Source organism: Mangrovibacterium sp., from assembly GCF_059905295.1.
Genome location: NZ_JBZQJF010000009.1, coordinates 1 through 13091 on the forward strand (window position 1 = coordinate 1; position 13091 = coordinate 13091).

The following is a 13091-nucleotide window of genomic DNA, read 5'->3' on the forward strand; positions in this document are numbered from 1 at the left end:
CATCATGTCGATATAATCCAATCCCATTACTTTTAGTGAATTGTCGATAGCAGCGACTGCCGTATCATACGACTTCACCTCGGCAGCCAGTTTGGTGGTTACAAACAAATCTTCGCGTTTTACACCACAAGTTCTGACTCCTTCGCCAACCCCTCGCTCATTCTGATAAGCCTGAGCTGTATCAATATGACGATAACCCATTTTTACAGCTTCCTGGACTGCTTTAACAACATCACCATCACTAATAAACCAGGTGCCAAGTCCCAATTTTGGAATCTCAATTCCGTTTGATAATTTATAGTTTTCTTCTAAAATCATAATAATTGTTTTTTGTTTCTTAATTCAATATTTCTGCTTTCTAACGACTAGATTGTAGCCGTATCAATCACATAGCGGTAACGTGCTTTTTTATTAACCACATTCTCCCATGCCTCGTTAATCTGATCGCCACTGATCATCTGAATTTCCGGATGAACACCATTATCAGCACAGTAATGTACAACCTCCTGGGTCTCCGGAATACCTCCAATTAGTGAAACATTCAGATTCACCCGACTAAACATCAAACTGAAGGTATTGATCGTTAACTGCCCTCCTACTGGTACACCAACCTGAGTATAATGTCCGTTGGGCTTTACACAGGCCGCATAGGACGAGATGTCGTATGCATAAGGGATGGTTGAAATCATATAATCAAGCGTCCCTCTCCACGGCTGCAATTTTTCCGGGCTATCAACAACAATAACTTCTTTCGCGCCAAACGATTTAATGTCATCCACTTTATCCGGTGAAGTCGTAAAGGCATACACCTCGGCACCTTTTGATACGGCCAATTTTACAGCCATGTGTCCCAAACCACCAATACCGGCAACACCCACCTTATCACCAATCTTAAAATCAGCTTTCATTAACGGTGAATAAGTTGTAATTCCGGCACATAAAAGAGGTGCAGCTTCCTGTAAGCTAATATGATCAGGAATATGTACAGCAAAATGATCACGAACGACGATATTTTTAGAGTATCCCCCTTGGGTAATTCCTGTCGGTGATTTTTTATCCGGGTAGCCATAAGTAAACAAGGTTTGACCATTCTCACAATAATGTTCTTCACCATGATTACAGTTATCACAAGCCATACAGCTATCTACCATACAGCCAACACCTGCACGGTCTCCCACTTTAAACTTGGTAACATTTTTCCCTACGGCCGCTACAATACCAACAATTTCGTGCCCTGGAACCTGTGGATATTGTTGTGGTCCCCAGTGACCTTTCATCTGGTGGATATCTGAGTGACAAATACTAGCGTATTTCACATCAATTAAAATATCATTGTCGCCAACCGGACGGCGTTCAAATTCCAAAGGTTGAAGCTTACCAGATGTATCGAAGGCTGCATAACCTTTCGATTTAATATTCTGCCCTGCGTCATTGGATTGTGCATTGCTGTTTTGTGCAAAGACATTCATTGGATTACTCAATAAAACACTTGCACCAACTCCTGCCATTGCAGACTTTTGGATAAAATCTCTTCGGGATTGCTTTTTAACTTGACTTCCGTCTTGTGTTTGTTTCATTGTTATTCGTTTTATTGTTTAAAATCAAAATTTAACTCCACTTATCTCTTCGCAGACAGCCAGTAGTTTTTCCTGAATAGCTTCTTGTCGCGCCTGAGCCTTGAATGCGACTTCTTTTTTATGAAACAGAAGTCTACCACTTTTTAATGCTTCAGCATCCTGATCAACAGCCAACCATGTTTGGGTTTCGTACCCTTTATCCAGATTATCAGGAGCTCCTAAACCTCCCATTTTAGTGGGCACCCAGCCCGGATCAACGGCATTCGAAATTACATCAGGCCATTTCCTGTCAACAACCAATGCCAATATCAAATCATGCAGTTTGGTATCGGAATAACTGGGAAACGCTTTACCTGCTGCCAATGCCGCCAATTTTGCTTCACTGGCATCTCCCTGGCGATGCATACTTGAACAAGTGTAAACCAATCTCTCAGGACGATCAATTAACGCCGTCAGCATGTAGGGAGCAAGTGTGTTTACCGCAAATAGGAGAGGTAAGCCATCTTTACTTTTTGCCTTTTCCGGGACATGTAATATGCCTGCATTATGGATAATGGCATTGAACCTACCGAGTTCATTTACTTTTAAAGCAAGTTGTTTGGTCTCTTCAATCGAAGACAGGTCGCCAATAACAACCGATGCAGCGCCCGGCGCCAGACTCAATGCATGCTGAGCCCGCTCTTCATTTCGAGCATGAAGCACAACTTGATGTCCTTGATGAATTAGCTTTTGAGCAGCTAAAAGTCCTAATCCGTCAGATGATCCTGTTATAAATATCCGAGCCATACCAATTTATTCGTTATTTATTTGCTTAATGACTTTTGCTGGAACACCGGCAACAACAGTATTATCTGGAACGTCCCGATTAACCAGTGCCCCAGCTGCGACGATCGCGTTTTCTCCAACAGTTACTCCAGGCAAAATAGTTGCTCCAGCACCAATCCATGCTCCATTTTTAATGACAACCGGTTTTGTCATTAAAGCTTTACGTTCTTTCGGACTTACGGGATGTTCTTCTGTCAGAATATTTACCTTAGGGCCAATCAACACATCATCGCCAATGGTAATCGTTCCCATATCGAGCAACGAACAGAGATGATTGATATAGACATTTCTACCAATCCGCGTGAACTGGCCGATATTCACATAAACCGGGATTTGAATCGTCGAACTGGAGTCGAGTGGCTGCCCAGTAATTTCGCCCCACAACTCACGAACTTCCTCAACATTGGCTGTCGCATTCAGTTCAATGAGTAATTGCGTTGTTCGGCCAGCCGCCACTCCAATATCGTGGTGTTGCGGATCTGTGTAGGGCACCGCTTCTCCTGCTTGTAATCGTTCAAAAATGGTTTTGCTCATATCCAGATTTCAGAATTATTTAAGTTTCATTTCGTATATAAACCTCAGAAAAGCCGTTTGTTCCGAAGTATGAAACGGATCAAGCTTCCCATATTTCGGCCTAAATCTCTTTAATCACTTTGGCAGGGATACCCGCCACCACCGTGTTAGCCGGAACATCTCTGTTAACCAGTGCCCCAGCTGCAACAATCGCGTTTTCTCCAACAGTTACTCCAGGCAAAATAGTTGCTCCAGCACCAATCCAAGCATTACGTTTTATCACAACAGGATTAACAAGCATCGCTTTTCGATTATTCGGATCTATTGGGTGGCCTTCAGATATCAAATTGGCTTTAGGACCAATTAACACATCGTCTTCAATCGTGATCGTCCCCAGAGTGAGCATTGTGCAGGCGTGATTGATGTAAACATTTTTACCAACGGTCACAAATTCAGCATGATTAACCAATAGTGGTATCTGAATATAACTGGTCGGTTCCAATACATTCCCAGATAGCTCGCCCCATATTTGACGTAACTTTTCAGGGGCAGAGGTTGCATTGTATTTTATCAACAATTCGGTCGTACGTAGACCTGACTTACTAATATCGGCAAATTGTGGATCGGTGAACAGAACCACTTCTCCCGATTGCATACGTTCAAAAATATTTTTATGCCCATTATTCATCTTTCCACCATTTTTCAAAACGTTGTGTTGAATCTTTCAGAAAAACCAGCTCTCCTATTTTAGGAGTTAGCACAGAAATGCCTGAATCGCCATGGTTTTCTGTTATTTTGTTTAAAGGCTCATCCCACGGATGATTAGCTAAAGCAAACCTCGAATTGTGAACCGGCAAGATCTGCTGAGCCCGCAATTGTTTTGCCGCATCAAATACTTGCCCTGGTAACAGATGTATCAGGTTCCAGTTACTGTCGTATTGCCCTTGTTCCAGAATCGCTAAACCAAATGGACCATATTTGTTCCCGATAGCTGTAAAAAACTCATCGTATCCGCTGTCACCACCAATAAAAACGTTAAAACTTGGGGTTTTAAGCACATATGACACCCACAAAGTCTGGTTTCTCCAATCCACGTCCGGAATAGTGACGGGCAGGTGTTGCTGTTAATTCCCATCCTTCTGCCAAATTCAGTCCTTCAGACCAATCTAATTCTGAGATGATCGAATTCTCAAATCCCCAATACTCAAAATGCTGCCCAACCCCCAAACCACAGATGATATGCTTTATTGTTGGCTGTAAAGAAGTTACCGTTTTGTAGTCCAAATGATCCCAATGATCGTGTGTAATTATCAAATAATCAATCGTAGGAAAATCATCGGCTGTATAATATGTTGTCCCCTTAAAGGCCTTGTTCACAAAAGAAAAAGGTGCCGCATAATTGCTCAGCACAGGGTCGACTAAAAATGTTTTACCTGCTAAGCGGATAAAGTACGATGAATGACCAAACCAAACTAAAACGTCCTTTTCGGGACTCAATGATTTAAGATCCGTTTTCACAACAGGAATTGAGTCTTCGGGCGATAACCGAACCTTCTTTTTGAATAGAAAATTTAGCATCACCTTAAATCCATTTTCTTCGGTTGTTAATACCGGTGTTTCATGCAAATTCCGAAATTCACCGTCAATATAATTCGGTGAATTTTTAATTCGTTCCAATCTTTTGCCTTTGGGTGATTGCCCAAACTTGGCTTCACTTAATACCAACATACCGGTTGCACTTATAAGAATTACGATTGTTAAGAGAATTTGAACTACTCGCTTCATGCATCATTTATATCTTCAGTTTTCATTGGATAAATACACTACCAAAAGAACAGGGTAATTTATTGGGCATTTCCGAGCACCGTTGTAATCATCTCTTCGGTATAAAAAGAATCCGTCCCCGCCATCACAGCTATCGCCCTCAACTTTCCGACTAACATTGGCAGGTCTTCCTCTGGTATATTACCTTCCTGAAGTGTAACCGGAGTACCGATTTTTGAATACCACTGTTTTAATGCCTCAATTCCAGAATCAGCACCTTCCACCTCGAATACTTTCTCTGCAAACCGATCAAAGCGCTCTGGCAGGAAATCCTTTTGCCATTTCATCCAAGCAGGGACTATAATTGACAAACCAGCCCCGTGAGCGATATTATACTCGGCCGACAGGGTGTGTTCCAAAAAGTGGGTATCGAAACGATTATTCTCAACGCCACAGGTTGTTGAGTAATTCAGCGCTTGCGTGGCTGCCCAGGCAAACTCACCTCGGGCTTCGTAATTGGCCGGATCTCGAAGCAAAATTTCAGTAGTCCGAATCACCGTTCCTAAAATATTCTCGATGTGCCCGGCGATGAATTCCGGAAGATATGTAGCTGTCAGATAAAGATCTAGACTGTGGGCAAAGATATCAGCAGCCGAATAAACCAAGTATTCCCTGGTTACAGTTGACTGAAGCTCGGGATTGATAACCGCCACCGTTGGGAATGCCAGTTTGCCTCCCAGGCTCAGTTTCTCTTTTGTTTTTTCATTCGTGACAACAGCGTAGTGATTCATTTCACTACCTGAAGCAGCCAGCGTCATGATGGAAAAGATGCGCAAAATTTGACGAGGTGTTTCTTTGCGAGTGAAAAAGTCCCATACGTCACCATCATACAAAGCACCGGCAGCGATTGCTTTTGCTGTGTCCAGCACCGAGGCACCACCAAGTCCCAATACAGCCTGAACTCCTTTAGTTTTGGCCAGTTCAACACCTTCGTAAACTTTTGCCAATATCGGGTTACTCTGCACTCCTCCGAGCTCTTCGAAACTGATTCCATTTTGAGTCAGCGAATGAGTCACTTTTTCAAATAGGCCACTCTTTTTCACCCTTTCAGAACCATAAACAATCATCACTTTCGAGATGCTGTATTCTGAAACATACTCGCCAATATGTTCTTCTTTTCCCCGTCCGAACTCAATCCGGGTCGGGTTGTGAAATGTAAAGTCTCTCATTTTCTTATTCTATAATGCTGGTATATTCTTCGTCGGTTACGTGCTCTCCCCAAAAAACGTTTTTCCCATCTTTGTAATTAGTAATCGCTACATGCACAAATTCGCTATTCGGTTGTGCACCATGCCAGTGATTTACATTTGGAGGAATATTGACAACATCTCCTTTTGAAAGTTTCCGAACGGGTTTACCTTCTTCTTGGTAGTATCCTTTACCGGCAAGCACAAGCAGAACTTGTCCTTTTGGGTGCATATGCCAGTTTGTACGTGCATTCGGACTAAACACAACATTCGCGATTGAATACTCATTATTCTCGTCGTTACCAAGCATCATATTTACAGTGACGTCGCCCGTAAAGAATTTGCTCAGAAAATCTCCGGACGCCGGATTCTGCGTAAAAATCGGATCCAGTACTTCGAAACTGGCTACTGCTTCCATATTCGGTTGTGCTTCTGATTTGGCGTTACTTGTTCCCTGCCCACAGGATGACAAGAATAAGAATACGATAATTGCTAATGAAATATTCGATAATCTGGTTTTCATGTGTAATTGTTTTTTGACTTGTTTACTACTTGTTTCTTCTTTCAATCACAGACTGCATAATTTTGCGACCTACTTCAGCTTCAACTTTTCCCACTGAAACTTCAATAACGTTGAACAGATCTTGCAACTGTTCCTCCGTAATGCCCACGTTCATTCCGAAACTGATGTGGGCTGCCAACTGCGGACCAACACCGTCCATTGAAGCTAAGGCAGCAATTGTCACCAACTCACGCTGGTAATAGCTAAGAACATCGCTCTCGAAAATATCGGCAAACAAATGCTCTTTCAGGAAAGCATCCATGCGGGGTGCAAACTCTCCAAATCCCGGCGCTGGTTTCGGCTGTGGAGTCTGTGTCAGTTCTTCCAAAACTTTCCTCCCTTTCTCATACTTATCGCTATCAGAACTGCTCATCTCAATTGGTTTTCCTTCTTCATCAATGATCCCTCGATCTTTCCGGTCCCCAAGAACCTTCATAAATGTACCGATCCCATTCAAGCTGCGCGGAAAGCCACAGTAAGCGTAAAGCTGCACCAAAGCTTCTTTTAGCTCATTAATCGTTAATCCGGCATCAAGTCCCTCATTTAAAGCTTTGTTTAATTCGGGGATCTTACCTTGAGCGGTGTAACTAGATATGGCAACAAAACTTTTCTGTTTAGCATTTAAATACTGATTCCCGGCATGAGCCTTCGCCGAAACACAGCAAATAGCTAATAGAATGAAGAGTACTCTTGTAATTCTCTGTTTCATAAGCATTTTTTCATCTTTTGTTTTCGGATAGAGATTTTTCATTTATAGTTCAGATCTAAATTGCCGAACTAATTACTAGCCTCCGATTTCGAAAGTCACCTCTGATTTTTCACAGCTCGCTTTAAACAGCTTCATGTCGCCATCAATGTGACCAAGTTTTATAAGCCCAACAGCATACCCAAAGCCTCTGTAAAATATGGCTAAGTTTCCCCATGGGGAATAATAGGTAATATCTCCAACGTCGGCACTGCATCCGGACGGCAAACCTTTTGTGCTGAGCCCCTTGCTCAAATCGCTTACTTTTTCTGTTCCTGCATAATCCGACAGATTAAGCCTCAGCGGGAATAATGACGCAAAATCTCTGGCTGCCTCACTGTTGTTTAATGTGGCCTTAAAAACTTGCTTTCCAACTGTTATTCTAACTTTCATATTATCCTGAGTTGTTGTTTCATTTATCTTTTCTGGTGAATTATTTTGAGAAGTACCGGTTTTCGGACTGCCATCAACAAGCTGAACATCCACATTTAAAACCATCACGATGACCAGAATCCATCGAAAGGAGGAACGAAAGAAGCCGAATATTAAAGCGATTATGATACATCACCTAAAACTTTAATAATAACATCCTAAAACCAACACAAAGATCCTTGAAGGCAAGAAGAATAATAGACCCGAATTACGGAGAGACTTACCAACATTACGGAATTCACAGAATAAGCAAAGCCAAAACATAAAGCACTAAAATGAAAATCGGTCGTTTAGCTCAAACCCACTGATTTACTTTTCAGGTAACGATAAGGTAACAGTTACATCACCATCGCCCAAGATGCTTATCAGCCCTTCGGCAGTAACATTATCAATCTTACCGAGCCTTGTAAAATTCCAGGAATTCGGAGCATAATAAATCACCAATGCATTTCCCTGATAAAGGATAATATCCCCGGCTTCAGTTGTAATCTGCTGGTCATTTCTCGGAAGAGTCCGTCCAAGACCTCCCACTTTTTCCATATTGCCATAATCACGCATTTCGACCGTGATTGGCGCTTCACTCAAGGCAGTAACCAAAGCATCTACCGACGAATTATCTGCAAGTGTTGCCGTTAAAATCGTATCTCCAATTTGAATATTCATAGTACTTGTGTTTACTTGATTGTCTGTTGATTCTGAATTGTCTTTAATCTGTTCATTACCTTCCGGAATAGCGGAGTCAAGTTCATGATCTTCTCCGGAGCAGGCTAGTGTAACGATAAGCATTATCACGCTACAAAACAGGGCTGCATTTCTTTTCATTTTCGCTTAGGTTTTTGATTTTCAAAACATTTCCCTCTTCGTATTATTAAAAATACTAGAAGACTACGCTAAACTCATCCGACTGGTATAAGCTCAACGTCCTTCGATATAATCGAAATCAGCTCATTCTTTTGCTGATTTTTCTATGGCATCATAGAGTTGTGCTAATACAACTGAATTTTGGAAAGTCGGAGCCTTACGTGTGTTGTTCCTAATATCACAAGCTAAAAGCTTATACACCTGTGCAACATTTCTGGCAACGGAATTATCGGGCAAATCGGCATACATTTCAGCCGGTGGCGTTAGTGGTTGTAGTGCTTCATCATTGCTTTTAGCTCCCTGTAACGAGAGTTGAATCATTTGCCCGTGTCCATTATCACCAGTAACCTGAATATCGCCTTCCGTACCGTTTATTTCCCAAAGCAGATTGGTTCCTTTCGACAGACCGCCCCGGTAGTGAACACAAACAGTTACCCCACTTTCTAATTGTCCGATCACCAAAATTTGGTCTTCGGCATTTTTCGGTTTCACTTCACCGGTATCAGCTACGTTGACAGTTGTATAATTATTGGACATTTTAGCTTTAAGCGACTTGAAATTACCTAACACACTTGTCAATCCTGCCAATGTATGTCCCAATGGAATTGTAAGCATATTAGCTCCGTTGGCATTATCATACAAATAATAGAGATCCTCGATCGTTTCATTAGCCCAGTTCCATCCTGAACCAATGAGGGTGGTCGATAACACTTTACCAACATATCCATCATCGATTAGTTTTTTCAGATACAGGACTTCCGGCGCATTAACCATTTGCGTTCCAACAACAGCAACGACACCTCGCTTTTCTGCAATCTCCGCTAATTTTTTCGTTTCTTCCAGACCATTTCCCAGAGGGTGTTCACTGTAAACATGTTTACCTGACTCCAAAGCAGCTTTCACCAACTCGAAATGATAAGGTACTTTTACTGTCACAACCACCAAGTCAATGTTGGGAGATTCAATTAATTCTTGCGGATTATTAAATGCGTAAGGTAACCCCAGCGCTTCTGCCGTAGCCTTAGCACTTTCCAATGATCGGTTTGCTACGCCAACAACTTGGAACTCGTCAGTTAACGATTTTAATGCCGGAATATGTGCTGTTGCGGCCCAGTGACTATCGGGGTTCAACCCAATAAAACCTACCCTAATTTTGCTCTTTGTCATATTTTTTGATTTTAATTGTCATGTTTTCTGTCAGATCGAACCAGAAGAACATCTGTTAGCCAAAACAAAATTGGTATAATTCAAGAAAAGGCTCTTACCCATATTGCAGGTATAACTACCAATATTACAGATTCTTGTTACCAGTACTCAGCCTGCAATGTGTTCAACTTCCCTTAAAATGTTTATCAAATGGTGTGGGTTAGCCACTTCCCTTTGAATAAACGAATCAGGAAAATAGTTCCCCGAAAGCACAACTCGATGCACATGGCAATCCAAACACCTTGCAATCCCATTGCTGGAGCCAAAAGAGCTGCCAAATTCAAACGGATAACCCAGATACTTGAAAAGTTCATGATACTGGGAGCAAGTGTATCGCCTGCCCCTACAAATACGCCGTAAGCAACAATCGATGCCGCAAACATCGGCTCTGCAAAAGCTTCAATTCTTAAGGCCATCACTCCAAGTGACAGGATTTCTTCATCAGGAGTCATAAAACCCATCAGCGCCGGAGCGATAACAAACATGATAACTCCCATAAGCGTCATCACGGTCATCCCCATCAATACTGTGATATAAGCGAAACGTTTCGCCAGATCTTTCTGCTGTGCACCAAAACTTTGCCCAACCAATGTTGTCGCAGCTTCGGCAATTCCGAATCCTGGCATGTAACAAAGGCTTTCAGCAGTAATGGCAAACGAATTGGCAGCAATAGAAGCAATCCCCAAAGGCGCCACAATAATGGTTGAAAGTATTTGTGCTCCCATGATCACCGTATGCTCCAGCATCATCGGTATACTGATCCGAAACGCTTTCTGCAACATTGGCCTCTTTGGCTTGAAGCTACCTTTTTCGGTCGCCAAACGCAGATTCTTGTCCTTGGTAAACAAATAAAGCAACAGCGCTACTGCGGTTACCAGGTAAGCCAAGGCAGTACCTACTGCAGCTCCAACCACGCCAAGATCTGCTCCATGTATAAAAATAGTAAAGCCTCCGAGATGGATTTCCCGGGATGGAAAGATCAGCAAAAAGTTAAAAAATACATCGATGACGCACATCAACACGTTCAGAATGCTCGGGATATGCATATTCCCGCTACTTCGCAACATACCGCTTGCCAAGAAATTCAATTGCAGTGCCGGTAGCGATAAAACAAAAATTAGGAAGTATTTGGACGCATCGCCGACTATTGACTCATCTCCTCCCAACCAGTATGGCAGTTTCTGACTAACAGCAACTCCAATGCTAACAAGGATAAGACTAAACAACAGGTTCGACAACAGCGCCTGCCGCAAAACCGATCGCGCCCCCGAACGGTCACCCGCACCAATCAGATGGGCAACCTGTACCGAAAATCCTGCTGCAAATGTCGTACAAACTCCCCAAAAAAGCCAGGTCGACGAAATCACCAGGCCGATGGAGGCTGATGCATTCGCACCAAGGCTTCCCACCATCGATGCGTCAATATACTGCATAACAATGGATGAAATCTGCGCAATAATAGCCGGGATACTCAGCAATACTGCCAATCGCAATTGCTGCATGAATGTCATTGCCTGCTTATTCCGGATAAGCGACAACAGATAATCACTTTTTTTCAATCGATTTTTTCCTACCGTTAATCAAAAAACACAGATAATCATTGCTCCCGTTTACAACAGAATGCAACCGGGCAAAGCGTCTTAATTTGCTGCAATCAGTTTATCAAATGCCTTTTTAATTCGATCCAACCCTTCTTGTAAAACTGCTCTGGGACAAGCGATATTCAAGCGTATGAATCCTTCTCCGGCCTTACCGTAGATGGTCCCCTCATTGAGCCAAACATGCTCACTCTCCATCATAAAATGTATCAATTCTTCCGACGACTTATTTAAAACGGACGTATTGATCCACACCAAATAAGTAGCTTCCAGAGGCAAGAGCGGGAACTGTGGAAAGTTTTGTTCGAAAAACGCCTTAACCAACCGATAGTTTTCCAATAAGTATATTTTCAACTCGTCTAACCAACGTTCTGACTCAGAATGAGTATAAGCAGAAATTAGTCCCTCAACGGCAAACGGATTGATATCACACACCTCATTAATGTTGATGCCTTTATCAATTCGCTTCCGGTACTCCGGATTATATGCAAAAATGTTGGCCACCTGCAATCCGGCCAGATTAAAGGTCTTGCTCGGCGCCGTACAGGTCACTGAATTTTCCAAAAACTGCTGTCCCAACGAAGCAAAAGGAATATGGGTAAGCCCAGGATAGACCAAATCGCAATGAATCTCATCCGAAACAACCAACACGTCGTGGCGAAAACAAATTTCACCGATTCGTACCAATTCCTCTTTGGTCCAGGCGCGGCCGGCGGGGTTATGGGGATTGCACAAAAGCATCAGTTTCACTTGCGGATCGGCTGCTTTTTCCTCCAAATCATCAAAATCGATGGTATACTTCCCATCGGAATAAATCAGGTCATTTGAAACGGCCTGACACCGGTTGTTGCGAATGGATGAGAAAAAGCAATTATACACCGGCTCCTGAACAAGCACTTTATCACCGGGATTAGTCATCGACAGGATAATCGCCGATATTGCCGGCACAACTCCCGTTGTATAAAGAATCCAATTCTGATCAATCGTGAAATTATGCCTACGCTCAAACCAGCTGATCACGGCTTTATAATAGGTATCGGGAACTTTGGCATAACCAAACACACCATGCTGAACACGCTGAGCCAGGGCCTCAACAATAGAAGGTGCCGTTTTAAAATCCATGTCGGCAACCCACATGGGTAAAACCTCGGGATCTTTATTCGCATCCCATTTGTAGGAATTGCTTTCCTTGCGGATTATAATTTCGTCAAAGTTAAATTTCATAAAATCAGACGTTCTCTTCTGTTCTTACAGTTATCTTACAATCACCTGTTTTTTTACAGTGTTCATCATTGATGATCTCACCAACACTTTGGACAATTACTTTTGGGTTTGATCTGCCAAGAAACCAACCGCAAAACGAGTAGCCGTCAGCGGGTCCTGATCAAACAAATGACTCTCCCCTTCGATCAGGTGCAGGCTGCTGTTCTGATAAATCTTATCGTATTTTTCACTGTAAGAGTAAGGCACAACATGGTCCGCTCTCCCATGAATCAAACAAACAGGGCCGGTGTAGGCTGAAGCTCTTTTGTAAATATTCAGTTTTTGCGCGCTTTCCAGGTATTCTCGTCCAACCTGGTGGTTAAACACGGTGATGGAATCAGGAACGTTGTTCGGATCGAAGCTTATTCCCACCATCATACCAGCCTTAGTTTGATCTTCCATAACGGCAGCAGGAGCCAAAAGCACCACACTTTTTATCGCACCCTTCAATTCTCCAGCGACCAGCGAGGTCACAACACCACCCTGTGAGTGGCCAAG

16 protein-coding genes are annotated in these 13091 nt (G+C 42.7%); all 16 read right to left on the reverse strand.

Translation table 11 applies throughout. The features are described from left to right. Positions 1–318, reverse strand: a 318-nt coding sequence (locus AC37HE_RS00420) for an aldo/keto reductase (RefSeq protein WP_500780791.1), incomplete at its 3' end; no start/stop codon positions are given. 47 nt (positions 319–365) lie between these two features. Next, the gene (locus AC37HE_RS00425; protein ID WP_500780792.1) at positions 366–1577 is read right to left on the reverse strand and encodes an NAD(P)-dependent alcohol dehydrogenase; all 1212 of its coding nucleotides are present in this window, start codon (positions 1575–1577) and stop codon (positions 366–368) included. A 24-nt stretch (positions 1578–1601) separates the two neighbouring features. Further along, on the reverse strand, positions 1602–2363 hold the full coding sequence (locus AC37HE_RS00430) for an SDR family NAD(P)-dependent oxidoreductase (protein ID WP_500780793.1): 762 nt from the start codon (positions 2361–2363) through the stop codon (positions 1602–1604). Positions 2364–2369: 6 nt separating this feature from the next. Further along, on the reverse strand, positions 2370–2936 hold the full coding sequence (locus AC37HE_RS00435) for a sugar O-acetyltransferase (protein WP_500780794.1): 567 nt from the start codon (positions 2934–2936) through the stop codon (positions 2370–2372). A 100-nt stretch (positions 2937–3036) separates the two neighbouring features. Next, complete coding sequence (locus AC37HE_RS00440; protein WP_500780795.1) at positions 3037–3603, reverse strand: DapH/DapD/GlmU-related protein; 567 nt, start codon at positions 3601–3603, stop codon at positions 3037–3039. After that, positions 3596–3982 carry an MBL fold metallo-hydrolase gene (locus AC37HE_RS00445; protein ID WP_500780796.1) on the reverse strand — a complete coding sequence of 129 codons (387 nt, stop codon included), beginning with the start codon at positions 3980–3982 and terminating at the stop codon, positions 3596–3598. The genes AC37HE_RS00440 and AC37HE_RS00445 overlap by 8 nt, the downstream gene beginning before the upstream one ends. Continuing rightward, on the reverse strand, positions 3966–4700 hold the full coding sequence (locus AC37HE_RS00450; RefSeq protein WP_500780797.1) for an MBL fold metallo-hydrolase: 735 nt from the start codon (positions 4698–4700) through the stop codon (positions 3966–3968). Before AC37HE_RS00450 ends, AC37HE_RS00445 begins: the two co-directional genes overlap by 17 nt. A gap of 59 nt (positions 4701–4759) precedes the next feature. Continuing rightward, the gene (locus tag AC37HE_RS00455) at positions 4760–5908 is read right to left on the reverse strand and encodes an iron-containing alcohol dehydrogenase (protein WP_500780798.1); all 1149 of its coding nucleotides are present in this window, start codon (positions 5906–5908) and stop codon (positions 4760–4762) included. A 4-nt stretch (positions 5909–5912) separates the two neighbouring features. Then, positions 5913–6449, reverse strand: coding sequence for a (R)-mandelonitrile lyase (locus AC37HE_RS00460; RefSeq protein ID WP_500780799.1), 537 nt, complete (start codon positions 6447–6449; stop codon positions 5913–5915). Between the two features lie 25 nt (positions 6450–6474). Next, the gene (locus AC37HE_RS00465) at positions 6475–7197 is read right to left on the reverse strand and encodes a carboxymuconolactone decarboxylase family protein (RefSeq protein ID WP_500780800.1); all 723 of its coding nucleotides are present in this window, start codon (positions 7195–7197) and stop codon (positions 6475–6477) included. Positions 7198–7272: 75 nt separating this feature from the next. Beyond that, positions 7273–7731 carry a cyclophilin-like fold protein gene (locus AC37HE_RS00470; RefSeq protein ID WP_500780806.1) on the reverse strand — a complete coding sequence of 153 codons (459 nt, stop codon included), beginning with the start codon at positions 7729–7731 and terminating at the stop codon, positions 7273–7275. Positions 7732–7974: 243 nt separating this feature from the next. After that, positions 7975–8487, reverse strand: a complete 513-nt coding sequence (locus tag AC37HE_RS00475) for a cyclophilin-like fold protein (protein WP_500780801.1) — start codon at positions 8485–8487, stop codon at positions 7975–7977. A gap of 123 nt (positions 8488–8610) precedes the next feature. Then, on the reverse strand, positions 8611–9693 hold the full coding sequence (locus AC37HE_RS00480) for a Gfo/Idh/MocA family protein (protein ID WP_500780802.1): 1083 nt from the start codon (positions 9691–9693) through the stop codon (positions 8611–8613). Positions 9694–9878: 185 nt separating this feature from the next. Then, the gene (locus AC37HE_RS00485) at positions 9879–11291 is read right to left on the reverse strand and encodes an MATE family efflux transporter (RefSeq protein ID WP_500780803.1); all 1413 of its coding nucleotides are present in this window, start codon (positions 11289–11291) and stop codon (positions 9879–9881) included. Positions 11292–11372: 81 nt separating this feature from the next. Then, on the reverse strand, positions 11373–12554 hold the full coding sequence (locus tag AC37HE_RS00490) for a MalY/PatB family protein (protein WP_500780804.1): 1182 nt from the start codon (positions 12552–12554) through the stop codon (positions 11373–11375). A 96-nt stretch (positions 12555–12650) separates the two neighbouring features. After that, positions 12651–13091 (reverse strand): alpha/beta hydrolase (locus tag AC37HE_RS00495; RefSeq protein WP_500780805.1); only part of this gene is annotated, 441 nt, incomplete at its 5' end.